This window comes from Massilia sp. AB1 (assembly GCF_018119385.1).
In the GTDB taxonomy this organism is placed as follows: domain Bacteria; phylum Pseudomonadota; class Gammaproteobacteria; order Burkholderiales; family Burkholderiaceae_D; genus Telluria.
Map to the genome: position 1 here is coordinate 40,092 of NZ_JAGKSG010000015.1, position 16,715 is coordinate 56,806.

Sequence of the window (16,715 nt, forward strand, 5' to 3'; positions counted from 1 at the left end):
CATCCCCGTCATGAAGGATGACCATGTTTCTCTTTTTCTCGAACAAGCTCGGCTGCCTGGGATCGATCCTGGTGTCGGTGGTCCTGACCCTGCTGGTGCTCTTGTTCTTCGGCGTGCTCTAATCAGCGTCCAGGCGGCCCCATCGGACGCATGCCGGGACCCCGGTTGCCGCCGCCAAAGGAGCCGAAGCGGTAGGACAGGCCCAGGAACACGACCCGTCCGTCGCCGCGGCGCACGCTGCGTTCGCGCAGGCGCGCGGTCTCGGTGACCATCTCCGTCTTCTGCGAATCGAACACGTCGTTGACATTGAGCACCAGGCTCAGGGCCGGGCTCAAGGTCCGGCGATAACTGAGGTTGGCCGTCCGCACGGGCTGGCGGTAGCCCTCTCCGAACAATTCCTTGCCCTGGGCATTGAGCACCAGCTGGAACTGGTTCTCCTTGTCCGGCTGCCAGCCGATACGGCCGCGCACGCTGAGCGAGGCCGCACTGCGGTTTGCCCCGGCCTGCCCGCCCAGCACGGTCTGCTCCGCATAGCCGATATTGCCGCTCAGGTTCAGCTGCAGGGCCGGCGTGGCGCGTCCGCTGAACGAGAATTCCAGCCCGCCCGAGCGCTTGCTGCCCGCGTTCTCGCGCGTGGTGAGCAGCACGTCGTTGGCCAGCAGCAGGCGCCGCTCGGAAATCAGGTCGGTATCGCGCCGCGCGTACAGGCGCAGGTTGGTGTCTACCTTCCCGAAGCGGGTCTCGTAGCCCAGCTCCAGCGAATCCGACTCGCTGGGCTTGAGCGCCGGGTTGCCGGATGCGATGTTCAGCTCGTCGCGGTAGACCACGAAGGGATTCAGGTCGCCCGCGCCGGGACGGCGGATGCGGTGGGCGTAGCTCAGGCGCAGCGTGCCATCCTCGGACAGCGCGTAGGTGACGAAGGCGCTCGGGATCAGGTCGGTCGAATCGTTCCTGGCCCGGATCCCGGTCGTCACCTGGTGCATGTCGAGTTCGTTGTACTCCGCCCGCAGGCCGCCCTGCGCCTTCCACTTGCTGTCCAGGCGGCGCTCGTAGGAGCCGTAGACGGCCAAGGTGGAGTCGTCCAGCTCGAAGCGGTTGGTGCGCGTGGTATTGACGCGCTCGGCCATGGTGGCCGGGTCGATGTCGAGGAACAGGTTGTCGAAGCTGCTGCTGGTGCGCGCCGCCTTGGCGCCCAGCTTGAGCAGCCCCTCCGCCACCGGCAGCTCGTAGTCGGCGGTGAAGTCGGCCACGCGGCTGTCGTTGACGCCCTCCTGGCGGTTGAAGGGATTCGCCGCGGCCGGCGGCCGCAGCGTATACAGGCTGGCATAGCGCGCGCCGTTGTCGTTGTCCGAGCCTGACAGGCGCAGGTCGAGCTTGAGCGCCTCGCCGTCCTGGTCGCCCTTGTGGTCCAGTCGCGTGCCCAGGCTGTAGCTGCGGTTGCGGCCCTCGCGTTCCGTGCCGCGGGTGTACTCGCTCTCGACGCTGCCGTCCGGCCGCAGGCCCCGGTAGTCTTCGCTTGAATCGCCGTCGCTGTTTGCAGCCTGGTAGTTCGCGTTCACGCCGAGCACATCCTTGTCGCCCAGGTTGTAGCTGAGCGATCCGTTGAAGCCGCCGACGTCGTTGCGGTTCTCGCCGCGGCTATGCTGCGCGCTGCGCGACACGGCGCCGCTGGCCGGATCGATGCGCTCGCGCAAGGTTTCGCCGGTCGAAGCGCGACGGTCGTGGCGGCCGAAGACGCTGCCCTGCAGGCTCATGCGGCCGGTGGTGTAGCTGCCGAAGGCATTCGCGTGGAAGCGTCCCCCGGTGCCGGCGTTGGCGTTGAGCGAAGCGAAACCGCCGGGGCGCCGCTCGCGCCGCATCACCAGGTTGATGATCGGCCCGCCGCCGCCCTCGTTGCCGAACTGAGCGCCCGGATTGTTGATCACCTCGACCGATTCCAGGTCCGCCGCCGGCAGCGCGTTCAGCGCCGCGGCCCGGTTCTCGCCCTGCATCATGGCCGACTGCTTGCCGTCCACCAGGATCTGCACATTGTTGCGTCCGCGCAGCGAGACATTGCCGTCCGGATCAACCGCCACCGAGGGCACCTTGTTCAGGGTGTCGGCCACCGAGTCGACCGAGGTCGCCGGGTCGGCCTTGACGTCGTAGACCTGGCGGTCGATGCGGTTGGTCGGGCGCGCGGCGCTGACCGAGACCGTGGCTTCGACCGCCGGCGCCGGCACGGCGGGCGCCGCTTTCGCCTGCTCCTGTGCGGGTGGCTCCTGCGCCTGCTGGGCCTGGACGGAAGCGGTGGCGGCGCACAGCGCGAGCACGGCGCGGCCCAGTGTCGAGATCGGGACAGAAGCGGTGCGGTGCGGCATGGTCATACGTTGGCATCAGGGCGAGCGTGAATGGACGGAACCGACGATTCTCGCACAGATGAGTCTGCTTGATGAGTTCCGGCGTCACCCTGCGCATGCTCCTTCGCAAGAGAGAGAAATCGATGCCGGCGCCTGCAAGACGGCCCCACTTCAGTTACATTGAACGGCCAGATCCGATTTTCTCTTCTAGGAGATTGTGATGAGCCGCAAGACCCCCATTGAGCGCTACCGCAACATCGGCATCAGCGCCCACATCGATGCCGGCAAGACCACCACGACCGAGCGCATCCTGTTCTACACTGGTGTCAATCACAAGATCGGCGAAGTGCACAATGGCGCGGCGACCATGGACTGGATGGAGCAGGAGCAGGAGCGCGGCATCACGATCACCTCGGCCGCGACCACGGCTTTCTGGCGCGGCATGGGCAACACCTTCCCCGAGCACCGCATCAACATCATCGACACCCCCGGCCACGTCGATTTCACCATCGAGGTCGAGCGCTCCATGCGCGTGCTGGACGGCGCGGTGATGGTCTACGATTCGGTTGGCGGCGTACAGCCGCAGTCCGAGACCGTCTGGCGCCAGGCGAACAAGTACAAGGTGCCGCGCATCGCTTTCGTGAACAAGATGGACCGCGTGGGCGCCGACTTCTTCCGCGTGCACCGCCAGATCAAGGAGCGCCTGAAGGGCGTGCCGGTGCCGATCCAGATTCCGCTGGGGGCCGAAGACCACTTCGAGGGCGTGATCGACCTGGTCAAGATGTGCGCCATCAAGTGGGACGACGCCAGCCAGGGCGTCAAGTTCAGCTACGAGGACATCCCCGACAGCCTCAAGGAGCTGGCGCGTGAATGGCACGAGCACCTGGTCGAGGCGGCGGCCGACGCCACCCCCGAGCTGCTGGAGAAATACCTGGGCGGCGACACCTTCAGCGAGGACGAGATCAAGTCCGCCCTGCGCCAGCGCACCATCCGCAACGAGATCGTGCCCATGCTGGCCGGCAGCGCGTTCAAGAACAAGGGCGTGCAGGCCATGCTCGACGCGGTCATCGAGTACCTGCCCTCGCCGGTGGACGTCCCGGCCATCGCCGGACACGACGAGCACGACCGGGAGATCGAGCGCCATCCTTCCGACGACGAACCCTTCTCGGCCCTGGCCTTCAAGATCATGTCCGATCCTTTCGTCGGCCAGCTGACCTTCTTCCGCGTGTATTCGGGCGTGGTCAATTCCGGCGACACCGTGTACAACCCGACCAAGGCGCAGAAGGAGCGCCTGGGCCGCATCCTGCAGATGCACGCCAACGAGCGCAAGGAAATCAAGGAAGTCTTCGCCGGCGACATCGCCGCCGCCGTCGGCCTCAAGGCGGTCACGACCGGCGACACCCTGTGCAGCCCGGACCACGTGATCGTGCTGGAGAAGATGGTGTTCCCGGAACCGGTGATCTCGCAGGCGGTGGAACCGAAAACCAAGGCCGACCAGGAAAAGATGGGCGTCGCCCTGAATCGGCTGGCCCAGGAAGACCCGTCCTTCCGCGTCCACACGGACGAGGAATCGGGCCAGACCATCATGTCCGGCATGGGCGAGCTGCACCTGGAGATCCTGGTGGACCGCATGAAGCGCGAGTTCGGCGTCGAGGCCACGGTCGGCAAGCCCCAGGTGGCCTACCGCGAGACCATCCGCAAGCCGGTCGAGGACGTCGAAGGCAAGTTCGTCAAGCAATCCGGCGGCAAGGGCCAATACGGCCACGTGGTGCTCAAGCTGGAGCCGATGGACCCCGGCAAGGGCTACGAATTCGTCGATGCCATCAAGGGCGGCGTGGTGCCGCGCGAATACATCCCGGCGGTGGACAAAGGCATCCGCGAGACCCTGCAGAGCGGCGTGCTGGCCGGCTACCCGGTGGTCGACGTGCGCGCCACCCTCACCTTCGGGTCCTACCACGACGTCGACTCCAACGAGAACGCCTTCCGCGTGGCTGCCTCGATGGCCTTCAAGGACGGCATGCGCCGCGCCGCGCCCGAGCTGCTGGAGCCGATGATGCAGGTCGAGGTGGAGACGCCCGAGGAATTCACCGGCAACGTGATGGGCGACCTGTCGACGCGGCGCGGCATGGTCCAGGGCATGGACGAGATACCGGGCGGCGGCGGCAAGCTGGTCAAGGCCCTGGTGCCGCTGGCCGAGATGTTCGGCTACTCGACCACCCTGCGCTCGCTGACCCAGGGGCGCGCGACCTACACCATGGAGTTCAAGCAGTACTCGCCAGTGCCGAAGCACGTGCTGGACCAGATCGCGACTTCGCGCACCGGCCGCTAGCATGCGCCGTCGTCCACCGAGGCGGGGTAAGGTGACGGCTGATTAGTCCACCCTTGTCCAGGAGTTTCTCATGCGGAAAATGATCATGATGGCCGTGGCCGGCTTCGTGTGGCGCCAGATCCAGCGCCGGGTGTTCAAGCAGACCTATTCGGTGAAGCCGACCCGGCGCTATTTCTGAGCAAATCCTAACCAATGTAAATCGCCCGGAAGTCGTTGACGTTGGTCAGCGTCGGGCCGGTGAGGACGGCGTCGCCCAGGGCGCCGAAGAAGCCGTGCCCGTCGTTGCCGTCCAGGCTGGCGGCCGGGTTGATGCCTTGCGCCCAGGCACGCGCCAGGGTGTCCGGCGTGACGACGGCGCCGGCGATTTCCTCGATGCCGTCGACGCCGTCGGTGTCGCCCGCCAGCGCATGGATCCCCGGGTGGCCGCGCAGGGCCAGGGCCAGGGCCAGCAGGAATTCCACATTGCGCCCGCCGCGTCCTTTTCCCCGCACCGTCACCGTGGTTTCGCCGCCCGAGAGCAGGATGCAGGGCGGGCGGAAGGGCTGGCCCTTGTCCGCGACCTGGCGCGCGATGCCAGCCAGCAGCGTTCCGGCGCTGCGTGCCTCCCCTTCGAGGCTGTCGCCCAGCAGGTGGACCGGAATCCCGGCGCGTTCGGCCACCCTGGCCGCCGCTTCCAGCGCCATCTGGGGCGTGGCGATCAAGTGCGTCTCGATGCGCGCCAGCCGCTTGTCGCCCGGCTTGAGGCTTTCTCCTTCGCCGCTTTCGAGCAGCCTGCGCGCCGCCGGCGGCAGCGCGATGCCGTAGCGCCCGACGACTTCCAGCGCGTCCGCGCAGGTGCTCGGATCGGCCACGGTCGGCCCGGAGGCGATGTCGATCGGATCGTCGCCCGGCACGTCGGAAATGAGCAGCGTCAGCACCCGCGCCGGGTGGCAGGCCGCCGCCAGGCGCCCGCCCTTGATGCTCGAGAGGTGGCGGCGCACGCAATTCATTTCCGAGATCGTGGCGCCGGAAGCGAGCAGCGCCTGGTTGATGGCCTGCTTGTCCCCGATGCCGATGCCGGGCGCGGGCAGCGGCAGCAGGGACGATCCGCCTCCCGAGATCAGGCAGATCACCAGGTCGTCTTCATTCAAGCCCTGGACCATGGCCAGCATGCGCTGCGCCGCGGCGAGGCCGGCGGCGTCGGGAACCGGATGGGCGGCCTCGACTACCTCGATGGCGCGGGTGGGGACGGCATAGCCGTAGCGGGTGACGACCATGCCTTCCAGCGGCGCGCTCCAGTTGTCTTCCAGCGCCTGGGCCATGCTGGCTGCCGCCTTGCCCGCGCCGACCACCAGGGTGCGGCCCTTGGGCGGCGGCGGCAGGAAGCGCGCAATGGAGCAGCGTGGCGCCGCCGAATCGATGGCCGCCTGGAACATCTCGGTCAAAAGCGCCCGGATGGCGGGCGGCTGTAAAACGCTCATGGGATCATTCCGGTGAATTGTTGCTACTTACCTTATCGCGAATTCTACCCGGCCGTAAGGATGCAGTAGAATTCCTGTCTTTCAGGCAATCATACAATTCATAAGGCCGGGGCCGACGATGCAAGACGCGAAGCACGAACTCAAACGCGGACTGAAGAACCGCCACATCCAGCTGATCGCCCTGGGCGGCGCCATCGGCACCGGACTCTTCCTCGGCATCGCCCAGACCATCCAGATGGCGGGCCCCTCGGTCCTGCTCGGCTACGCCATCGCCGGCGCGGTCGCCTTCCTGATCATCCGCCAGCTGGGCGAGATGATCGTCGCCGAACCCGTCGCCGGCTCCTTCAGCCATTTCCCGAACAAATACCTGGGCCGGATGGCCGGTTTCGTCTCGGGCTGGAACTACTGGGTCATGTACATCCTGGTCAGCCTGGCCGAGCTCTCTGCCCTGGGCATCTACATGCAATACTGGTTCCCCGAGATCCCGACCTGGGTCACGGCGCTGGCCTTCTTCTTCCTGGTCAACGGCCTGAACCTGATGAACGTGAAGGCTTTCGGCGAGATGGAATTCTGGTTCGCGCTGATCAAGGTGGTGGCCGTGGTCGGCATGATCGTGTTCGGCGTCTGGCTGCTGGCCAGCGGCGGCGCCGGTCCCGAGGCAGGCGTATCGAACCTGTGGCGGCACGGCGGCTTCTTCCCGAACGGCGCGGCCGGGCTGGCGATGTCGATGGCCGTCATCATGTTCTCCTTCGGCGGCCTGGAATTCATCGGCATGACCGCCGCCGAGGCGGACGACCCGAGCCGCACCATCCCGCGCGCCACCAACAACGCCCTGTACCGCATATTGATCTTCTACATCGGCGCGCTGGCGGTGCTGCTGTCGCTCTACCCGTGGCAGAAGGTCGTCACCGGCGGCAGCCCCTTCGTGCTGATCTTCAAGGAACTCGACAGCGGCCTGGTCGCCAATGTGCTCAACTTCGTGGTGCTGACGGCCGCCCTGTCGGTCTACAACGGCTGCGTCTACGCCAACAGCCGCATGCTCTACGGCCTGGCCCAGCAAGGCAACGCGCCCCGCTTCCTGCTGCGCATCTCTTCGCGCGGCGTGCCGCTGGCGGCGCTGGGCGTCTCGGCCCTGGCCACCTTCGCCGCCATCGCCGTCAACTATTTCCTGCCCGAGCAGGCGCTGGGCATGCTGATGCTGCTGGCCGTGGCCGCCCTGGTGATCAACTGGGCGATGATTTCGTGGAGCCACCTGCGCTTCCGCCGCGAGAAGGACAAGCTAGGCCAGGCTACCTTGTTCCGCAGCCCCTTCTATCCGCTGTCGAACTACCTGTGCCTGGGTTTCGTGGCGCTGCTGCTGGTGATCATGCTGCTGAGCCCCGGCCTGAACATCGCGGTCTACCTGATCCCGGTGTGGCTGGGCGCCTTGTGCATCGGCTACCTGGTGCGCGAGCGCCGCGCGGCGGCTGCGGTCGAAGCCGCCTAGATCAGGCGTCGTTCGCGGCCATCGCCTGCACGGCAGCCTGGCCGCGCATGTGGGCCACCACCTCCGCGAAGGGCATGGGCTTGCCGAACAGCCAGCCCTGTCCATACTGGACTCCCCGTGCGCGCAGGAACTCGGCCTGCGCCTCGCTCTCGATACCCTCGGCGACCATGCTCAGGTCCAGGTCGCGCGCAATGGCAATGATGTGCTGAACCACCTGGCTGGTCGGCGCCTCGGTGCCGATCGCCTCGATGAAGCTGCGATCGATCTTCAGGTAGTCGAGTTCGAGCGATTCCAGATAGGCGAGGCTGGAGTAGCCGGTGCCGAAGTCGTCGATCGCCAGCGCGAAGCCATTGCGGCGCAAGACGCCGGTCGTGGTGCGCGCCACGTCCGGATCCATCAGGCCCCGCTCGGTCACTTCGAGGATCAGGTTGCCGGGCGCCGCGCCCATCCCGCGCAAGGCCGCGTGCAGTCCGTCGAGGAAGCCTGGATCGTGGAAATCGGCCGGCGATACATTGATGGCGATATGGAAGCCGGGATGGGCGGCCAGCAGGCCCGCTGCCTCCTTGCACAGCAGTTCGAGCACCCGCTCGGTGATCCGGACGATCATGCCGTGCTGTTCGGCGATCGGGATGAACAGCTCCGGACTCACGATCTCGCCGTTCGGGCGCCGCCAGCGCAGCAGCGCCTCGACGCCGACCCAGCGCCCGCTTTGCAGGTCGACCACGGGCTGGTACAGCAGGAACAATTCCTCGCGGCGCAACGCGCTCCGCACCGCCGCCGGCAGCGCCATCTGTTCGCGCGCCAGGTAGAGGATCGCCAGGGTCAGCAGCGCGCCGGCCGCCAGTCCGACCGGGACCAGGCGCCGCGCCACGTCGCTCGTGCGCTCGCGCAGGTAGCGCAGCGGCACGGCGGCGATGGCCGCGGTCAGATAGTGCTCCGAGCGCACCACCGCGACAAGATGCTCCCCATCGACGAAAGCCGCCTCGCGCGCCTTGCCGAGCCGGCCGAGCCAGGCCGGCTCGATGTGGCCGCGCACACTTAGCGGCGTCGTGCTCTGCCTGGAGAACACCGCCAGCGACACATCCGGTTCGCTCTTGGCCGTGTCGATCGGCAGATCCTTGTGGATGACGGCCGCGAAACCGTTCCGCTCGATGACGATAAAAGACCGCTGCGGCGCGAACGGGAAGCGTACGTTGCGCCGGAACGAGGCGGCGTTCGCGGTACGGTAATCGGCCGGGCCGAGCGAGAACTGGCTCGACTGGCCTGCGAACGACGAGCAGACCAGCATATCGCCGCGCAGGTAGCCGACGGCCTGGATATAGCTCGAGCCGACATCGATTTCGCGCATGGCGTCGATGCTGGCCGGCGAACAGGGCGCCGCCGCATGATCCCGGGCGAGGCGGTCCACGCCCACCGCGATCTGGGCGCCGGTTTCGTCGGAACGCAGCAGGATATCGCGCGCATAGGCCAGCGCCTGCCGCGACACCGCCTCGAAACCCTGGCGCTCGGACTGGGCGATGGCGAACCAGATCGGAGCGCCGATGCCCGCCATCGCCAGCAGCAAGCTCAGCACGACCACCGCCGTTTTGCTCATCCATGAACTCCCGGTCCGCCCCGGACCGGGCTAGACATCCGGCTCCATACTATCGCCGCCGGGACCGCTTCGCAATCGGCGGCCCGGGAAGCCGCCGCCCTAGCCGGCTCCGGCGGCCACCGCGGCCGGGGCCTCCATCCGGCGCAGGTGCTCCCTGACTTCGGCGAAGGGCATCGACTTTCCGAACAGCCAGCCCTGCGCATACTGCACGCCACGTGCGCGCAGGAAATCTGCCTGTTCCTGGCTTTCGACGCCTTCCGCGATCATGCACAGCTTCAGGTCGCGCGCCATGGCGATGATGTGCTGGACCACCTGGCTGGTGGGCGCCCCGGTGCCGATCGCTTCGATGAAGCTGCGGTCGATCTTGAGATAGTCGAGTTCCAGCGATTCCAGGTAGGACAGGCTCGAATAGCCGGTGCCGAAATCGTCGATGGCGACAGCGAAGCCGCTGGCGCGCAAGGCGCCGGTGGTCTTGCGCGCCACCACCGGGTCGAGCAGGCCCCGTTCCGTGACCTCCAGGATCAGGTTGCCGGGGGCGGCCCTCATCTGCCGCAGGCATCCCGCCAGGCAGTCGAGGAAGTCGCCCGCATGGAAATCGGCCGGCGCCACGTTGATGCCGACATGGAAGTCTGGCCGGTTCTCCAGGAAGTCGCCCACATCGCTGCGCACCAGCTCGAGCACGCGCCGGGTCAGCTTGACGATCAGGCCGTGCTGCTCGGCGATGGGGATGAACAGGTCCGGATACACCAGTTCGCCGGTCGAGCGGCGCCACCGGACCAGGGCTTCGACGCCGATCCAGCGTCCGCTGCGCAAGTCGATGATCGGCTGGTATTCCAGGAACAGCTCGCCACGGCGCAGCGCCGCCTTGACCGCCGCCGGCAGCGCCAGCTGCTGGCTGGCCAGGTAGGAAATCGCCAGCGCCAGGGCCACGCCCGCCACCAGCCCGATCGGCACCAGCAGGTTCGCGACGTGCTGCGAGCGGTCGCGTACGTAGTGCAGGGGCACGGCGGCGACGGCCGCGGTGTGGAACTGGGCCGAGCGCACCACCGCGACGATATAGCTGCCGTCCGAGAACACGACTTCGCGCTCATCCCCCAGGCGCAGCACCCAGTTCGGGTCGACCGGGCCGCGCGTGCTCGCCGGCCTCGGGTCGAGCAGCGAGAACACGGCCAGGGACACATCCGGCTCGCTGTTCGCCGTGTCGATCGGCAAATCCTTGTGGATGATGGCGGCGAAATGCTCGGATTCGACCACCACGAAAGCCTGTTCGGGCGTGAAGGGGAAGCGCACGCTGCGGCGGATCTTGAAATTTTGGTCGGACTGGAAGTCGACCGGTCCCAGCGCAAAGGGGGTGCCGTCGCTGATCGACGAACACACCATGTCCTCGCCCTCCACGTAGCCGACCGCCTGGATGTAGCTCGAACTCAGGTCGATCTGGCGCATCAGGTCGATGCTTTGCGCCGTGCACGGCGCATGCCCGTGCTGCGCCTTGAGGCGCGCGATGCCAGCCTCGATCTGGCGGCCGGTGTCGTCGGAGCGGAACACCACGTCGCGCGCATAGCCCAGGGCCTGGGACTCAGCGGCGTCCAGGCCCTGGCGCTGGGACTGGGCAATGGCAAGCCAGATCGGCACGCCGACGGCAGTGCACGCGATCAGCAAGGTCAACAGCACTACGACCGACTTGCGCATGGAGTCCCTTTGCCCGATTCTGTCCGCCGAGCGATGGCCGGACCCGAGCCTCCATACTAGCTGCGCCGCGCCCGGCCCGCAAACGCGCACCGCTGCGTGCGGCGGACTGGGCGGTTCAACGATTGGTCAAGGTAACGCCGGCCGCGACCAGGACACCACCCGCCACCATCGACGCCAGCACCTGTTCGCCCAGCAGCAAGGCTGCCAGCGAGACGCCGAACACGGGCACCAGGTTGTTGAACACGGCCGTGCGCGAGGCGCCGATGGCCTTTACGCCCTCGTAGTACCAGATGAAGCCGAGCACGGTCCCGAAGGCGCCCAGGTAGAGCAGGCTGGCCCAGACTCGCCAGCCGATCGCGCTCCAGTCCAGGCTGGCCAGGTCGCGCCCCGCGCCCAGGGCCAGGAACAGCAGGCCCCACAGCGCGGCATAGGTCGTCGCGGCGATCGGGCTCAGGCCCTTGAGCGCGGCGCGGCCGATCAGGGTGTAGGCGGCCCAGCTGCTGATGGCGCACAGCATCAGCAGTTCGCCGGTGCCGAGCGAGGCGCGCAGGTCGTGCACGGCCGTCCAGGGATCGCCGCGCGTGATCACGATGGCGGCGCCAGCGAAGGCGACGGCGATGCCTATCCACTTGGCGGCGTGCAGGCGTTCGCGCAGCAGCGCCGCAGCGGCCAGCGCCGTGACGATGGGATTGAGCGCGATGAACAGGGCCGCGCGGCCCGCCGGCATGGTGCCGAGGGCGCCGAAGAAGCACAGGTTGTAGAGGAAGATCCCGGTCAGGCCGAGCGCCGCGGTGGCGCCGATCTGCTTGCCGGACAGGCGCGGCAAGCCGCCCTCCATCTTCCAGGCGACCAGCAGGAGCAATACCGCCGCCACGGCGAAGCGCAGGGTGGCCGCCGTCATCACGGGCAGCGCATGCGCGGCGATGCGGCCGGCGATGAAGGTGCCGCCCCAGAACAGGGTGACGAGGACGAGTTTGGCGTAGACGAGCTGGTTTTTCATGATGGACTTGCAATCGAGGTCGCGGAGGCCATACATTAATGCTTATCCCAGTTCATGCGCAAATGAGGAATTACTCATGACCTTCACCCAACTGGAAATCTTCGTGATGGTGGCCGAGATGCGCGGCTTCACCCTGGCCGCGCTGCGCCTGGGCATCAGCCAGTCGGCCGTCTCGCACGCCATCCGCGCCCTGGAGGGCGAGCTGAGCGCCCAGCTGGTCGAGCGCCAGCAATCCTCGGTCGAGGTGACCGAGCTGGGACGGCGGCTGCTGGTGCGAGCGCGCGAAATCCTCGGCCTGGCAGAGGCGATGCGTCAGGATGCGGCGGTGGCGCGCGGCCTGAACCAGGGCCTGATCCGCATCGGCTCCTTCGGCCCCACCGCCTCGCTCAAGCTGCTGCCGGCGATCCTGCGCGCCTACCGCGAGCGCTATCCCGGCATCGAAGTCCAGATCGACGAAGGCCCGGACGCCGCCGTCATCCAGTGGGTGGCCGACCGCCGGGTGGACGTCGGCTTCGCCGTCCTGCCCGACGAACGCTTCGACACCGTCCCGCTGGTCGAGGACCAGCTGGTCGCCCTGCTGCAGCACGACCATCCGCTGGCCGCGAAGCGCTCGGTGACCCTGCAGGAACTGGTGGACCAGCCCTTCATCATGCCGGAACAGGGCTGCTCGGCGCTGGTGGAACCGCTGTTCGCCCAGGCCGGCCTGGCGCCCAAGGTGCGCTACCGGATGTCGCAGATGATCACGGTGCTGGGCCTGGTGGACGCGGGCGACGGCATTACCGTAATGCCCGAGCTGGCCCTGCCGGCGGCGATGCATGAAACCCATCCGCGCATCGCCGTGCGGCCGCTGCGGCCGATGGCGCGGCGCCGCGTGGGGCTGGTCTTGCGCAACCTGGCGCAGGCTTCGCCGGCGGTCCAGGCTTTCGCCGAGATCGCCCGGCAGGCGGCCGGCGACGTGGGTGCGGCGCCTTTGCGGGCAGCCTGAAGCGGCGCGCCAGCCAGGCTGCATAAACGTCTCGCCCCCGGCTTGCTGCACCGCAGGATCAGGGCCGCCGCGCCATGCCAGCATGGCAGCTTCGGGCCCGCGCGGCGCGGCCGGATGCTGCGCAGCACAACGCAAATAGTTCGCCAACGCAAACGCGCGATGCGCTGACGGATTTATCATACCGTTGCCGCACATCACCTCAAAAGGGAACGCGAATTATGAGCCAGAGTCAACCTCTGTCGCTGCACGTACCGGAGCCTACCGGCCGCCCGGGCTGCAAGACCGATTTTACGTATCTGCAAGTAAGTCCCGCCGGTTCCGTCCGGCGTCCGCCCATCGACGTGGCGCCGCTCGACACGAGCGACATCGCATCGGGCCTGATCCGGGTGCTCGACGAGCAGGGCAATGCCGTCGGCCCCTGGGCCGAGGAGCCCGACCGCGAACTGCTGCGCTTCGGCCTGCGCACCATGATGAAGACCCGCATCTTCGACGCCCGCATGGTCATTGCCCAGCGCCAGAAGAAAATGTCCTTCTACATGACCTCGCTCGGCGAGGAAGCGATCGGCACCGCCCACGCACTCGCCCTGCAGGACGGCGACATGAATTTCCCCACCTACCGCCAGCAAAGCCTCTTGATGGCGCGCGAGGTGCCGCTGGTGGAGATGATCTGCCAGCTGCTGTCGAACGAAAAGGACCCGATCAAGGGCCGCCAGCTGCCGGTGATGTACTCGGTGCGCCGCGCCGGCTTCTTCACCATTTCCGGCAACCTCGCCACCCAGTACCCGCAGGCCGTGGGCTGGGCCATGGCTTGCGCCATCAAGGGCGACACGAAAATCGCCTCGGCCTGGATCGGCGACGGCGCCACCGCCGAATCGGATTTCTCGACCGCCCTCACCTTTGCCCACGTCTACCGCGCGCCGGTGATCCTCAACGTGGTCAACAACCAGTGGGCGATCTCGACCTTCCAGGCCATCGCCGGGGGCGAGGCCGTCACCTTCGCCACCCGCGGAATCGGCAGCGGCATCGCCTCGCTGCGCGTGGACGGCAACGACTTCCTGGCCGTGCTGGCCGCCTCGCGCTGGGCCGCCGAACGCGCGCGCAGCAACCTGGGCCCGGCCCTGATCGAATGGGTCACCTACCGCGCCGGCCCGCACTCCACCTCCGACGACCCGAACCGCTACCGGCCGGCCGACGACTGGAGCCGCTTCCCGCTGGGCGACCCGATCGCACGCCTGCGCCAGTACCTGACCAACCAGGGCTGGTGGTCGGATGCCGAGCACGAGGCCGTGCAGGCGGAGCTGGAGGCCGAAGTGCTGGCCGCGCAAAAGGAAGCCGAACAGTTCGGCACACTGGGCGACGGCCGCTCGTGGAGCGCCGCGACCATGTTCGAGGACGTGTACAAGGACATGCCGGAGCATCTGCGCCGTCAGCGTCAGGAACTAGGGGTATGAGGATGGCACGCGACGATCAACCGAAGGAAACGGCGACGACGCCGATGACCATGATCCAGGCCCTGCGCTCGGCCATGGATGTCATGATGGAGCGCGACAACAACGTGGTGGTGTACGGCCAGGACGTCGGCTATTTCGGCGGCGTGTTCCGCGTCACCGACGGCCTGCAGGCCAAGTACGGCAAGTCGCGCGTGTTCGACGCGCCGATCTCGGAAGGCGGTATCGTGGGCACGGCGGTCGGCATGGCCGCTTACGGCCTGCGCCCCGTGGTCGAGATCCAGTTCGCCGACTATTTTTATCCGGCCACCGACCAGATCGTGTCGGAAGCGGCGCGCCTGCGCTACCGCTCGGCCGGCGAGTTCACCTCGTCGATGGTGATCCGCATGCCTTGCGGCGGCGGCATCTACGGCGGCCAGACCCACAGCCAGAGCCCGGAAGCCTTCTTCACCCATGTCTGCGGCCTGCGCACGGTGATGCCGTCCAATCCCTACGACGCCAAGGGCCTCCTGATCGCGGCGATCGAGAACGACGACCCGGTGATCTTCCTGGAACCCAAGCGCCTGTACAACGGCCCCTTTGACGGCCACCACGACAAACCCGTCGTGCCCTGGTCGGGCCATCCGATGGGCGACGTTCCGACCGGCTACTACACGGTGCCGCTGGATTCGGCGGCCATCGTCCGACCCGGCAACGACGTGACCGTGCTCGCCTACGGCACCATGGTCTGGGTCTCGGAAGCCGCCGCGCGCGAGACCGGCGTGGACGCCGAGATCATCGACCTGCGCAGCCTGTGGCCGCTGGACCTCGACACCATCGTGCGCTCGGTCCAGAAGACCGGCCGCTGCGTGATCGTGCACGAGGCGACCAAGACCAGCGGCTTCGGCGCCGAACTGGCGGCCCTGGTGCAGGAACACTGCTTCTACCACCTGGAAGCGCCGATCGGGCGCGTGGCCGGGTGGGACACCCCGTATCCGCACGCGCAGGAATGGGCGTATTTCCCGGGGCCGGACCGCGTCGGCGCGGCCCTCAAACGTGCGATGGAGGGTTGAGATGGGCATTCATGTGATTAAGATGCCGGACCTCGGCGAAGGCATCGCGGAAGTGGAAGTGGTCGCCTGGCATGTGCAGCCGGGCGACGAGGTGAAGGAAGACCAGGTGCTGGCCGACGTCATGACCGACAAGGCCACCGTCGAAATCCCTTCGCCGGTGCACGGCAAGGTGACCAGCCTGGGCGGCGCGGTCGGGCAATCGCTGGCCGTGGGCGCGGAGCTGATCCGCCTGGAGGTGGAAGGCGCCGGCAATATCTCCGCCGAGAAGGCCAGGCAGGAGCCGGTGAAGTCGGCGGCGCCGGAAGCGCCGGCCGAGGAAGTGGCCGAACCGCAGCTGGAAGCCGTTGCTGCCGCCAGCGCGCCGGCGCAGAAAGCTTCGCCCAAGGCGCCTCCGAAGGCACACCCCGCTCCCCCACGGCAGATGCCGGCCTCAGCGCCCGCGCTGCGCGCCGAAGGCGACAAACCGCTCGCGCCGCCGGCCGTACGCCAGCGCGCCTGGGACATGGGGATCGAACTGCAGTTCGTGAGCGGCAGCGGCCCCGCCGGCCGCATCTCCCATGCCGACCTGGACGCCTACATCGCCGGCCGCCGTACCGGGCTGCCAGTAGGACGCGGCGACAACCGCTATGCCCAGCTGCACGGCGAGCATGCGACCCCGATCATCGGCCTGCGCCGCAAGATCGCCGAGAAGATGCAGGAGGCCAAGCGCCATATCCCGCACTTCACCTATGTCGAGGAAATCGACGTCACCGAGCTCGAACTGCTGCGCGCGCAGCTCAATACCCGCTACGGCGCCGAGCGCGGCAAGCTGACCTTGCTGCCGCTGCTGATGCGCGCCGTGGTGCTGGCGATCCGCAGCTTCCCGCAGATGAACGCGCGCTTCGACGACGATGCGAACGTGCTGACCCAGTACGACCCGGTTCACCTCGGCATCGCCACCCAGACCGATACCGGCCTGATGGTTCCCGTGGTGCGCCATGCCGAAGCGCGCGATCCGTGGTCGTGCGCCGCCGAGCTGTTGCGCCTGGCGGAAGCGGCGCGCAGCGCCAAGGCCACGCGCGAGGAGCTGACCGGTTCGACGATCACCATCACCAGCCTGGGACCGCTGGGCGGCATCGTCACCACCCCGGTGATCAACCGTCCGGAAGTGGCGATCGTGGGCGTGAACCGCATCGTCGACCGTCCCGTGGTGCTGAACGGCGCCATGGTGGCGCGCAAGATGATGAACCTGTCCTCGTCCTTCGACCACCGGGTGATCGACGGCATGGTGGCGGCGCAGTTCGTGCAGACCATCCGCGGCTACCTCGAGTGCCCGGCAACCCTGTTCGTGGAGTGA

The 16,715-nt window shown here is 67.6% G+C and carries 11 protein-coding genes; 6 read left to right on the plus strand and 5 right to left on the minus strand.

Annotation, left to right across the window (positions count from 1 at the left end; translation table 11 throughout):
• Positions 1–122: 122 nt before the first annotated feature.
• Positions 123–2,363 (minus strand): TonB-dependent receptor domain-containing protein, encoded by a 2,241-nt coding sequence (locus tag J8847_RS11030; protein WP_229512707.1) that lies wholly within the window; start codon positions 2,361–2,363, stop codon positions 123–125.
• 193 nt (positions 2,364–2,556) lie between these two features.
• On the opposite strand from J8847_RS11030, the gene fusA reads away from it, so the two are divergent.
• Positions 2,557–4,665, plus strand: coding sequence for an elongation factor G (gene fusA, locus J8847_RS11035; RefSeq protein WP_211524751.1), 2,109 nt, complete (start codon positions 2,557–2,559; stop codon positions 4,663–4,665).
• Positions 4,666–4,850: 185 nt separating this feature from the next.
• Here the strand turns inward: fusA and J8847_RS11040 are convergent, their stop codons facing one another.
• Positions 4,851–6,125: a glycerate kinase gene (locus J8847_RS11040; protein WP_211524752.1), complete on the minus strand. Its 1,275-nt coding sequence runs from the start codon at positions 6,123–6,125 to the stop codon at positions 4,851–4,853.
• Positions 6,126–6,243: 118 nt separating this feature from the next.
• Between J8847_RS11040 and J8847_RS11045 the strand changes: the two genes are divergently transcribed.
• Positions 6,244–7,611, plus strand: coding sequence for an amino acid permease (locus J8847_RS11045; RefSeq protein WP_211524753.1), 1,368 nt, complete (start codon positions 6,244–6,246; stop codon positions 7,609–7,611).
• A gap of 1 nt (position 7,612) precedes the next feature.
• On the opposite strand, the gene J8847_RS11050 is transcribed toward J8847_RS11045, so the two are convergent.
• The 3 genes from J8847_RS11050 to J8847_RS11060 all read right to left on the minus strand — a co-directional run bounded on the left by J8847_RS11050 (position 7,613) and on the right by J8847_RS11060 (position 11,894).
• A complete protein-coding gene (locus J8847_RS11050; RefSeq protein ID WP_211524754.1) occupies positions 7,613–9,205 on the minus strand; it encodes an EAL domain-containing protein in 1,593 nt (530 codons plus the stop codon).
• Positions 9,206–9,304: 99 nt separating this feature from the next.
• Complete coding sequence (locus J8847_RS11055) at positions 9,305–10,894, minus strand: EAL domain-containing protein (protein ID WP_211524755.1); 1,590 nt, start codon at positions 10,892–10,894, stop codon at positions 9,305–9,307.
• Positions 10,895–11,009: 115 nt separating this feature from the next.
• Positions 11,010–11,894 (minus strand): DMT family transporter, encoded by an 885-nt coding sequence (locus J8847_RS11060; RefSeq protein ID WP_229429882.1) that lies wholly within the window; start codon positions 11,892–11,894, stop codon positions 11,010–11,012.
• A gap of 76 nt (positions 11,895–11,970) precedes the next feature.
• On the opposite strand from J8847_RS11060, the gene J8847_RS11065 reads away from it, so the two are divergent.
• From J8847_RS11065 to J8847_RS11080, 4 genes are all read left to right on the plus strand, one after another.
• Entirely contained in the window at positions 11,971–12,879 is a 909-nt protein-coding gene (locus J8847_RS11065; protein WP_211524757.1) for a LysR family transcriptional regulator, read from the plus strand.
• A 218-nt stretch (positions 12,880–13,097) separates the two neighbouring features.
• Complete coding sequence (locus J8847_RS11070) at positions 13,098–14,330, plus strand: 3-methyl-2-oxobutanoate dehydrogenase (2-methylpropanoyl-transferring) subunit alpha (protein ID WP_211524758.1); 1,233 nt, start codon at positions 13,098–13,100, stop codon at positions 14,328–14,330.
• Positions 14,327–15,379 carry an alpha-ketoacid dehydrogenase subunit beta gene (locus J8847_RS11075; RefSeq protein ID WP_229429881.1) on the plus strand — a complete coding sequence of 351 codons (1,053 nt, stop codon included), beginning with the start codon at positions 14,327–14,329 and terminating at the stop codon, positions 15,377–15,379. The genes J8847_RS11070 and J8847_RS11075 overlap by 4 nt, the downstream gene beginning before the upstream one ends.
• Before the next feature lies 1 nt (position 15,380).
• Positions 15,381–16,715 (plus strand): dihydrolipoamide acetyltransferase family protein, encoded by a 1,335-nt coding sequence (locus J8847_RS11080; RefSeq protein ID WP_211524759.1) that lies wholly within the window; start codon positions 15,381–15,383, stop codon positions 16,713–16,715.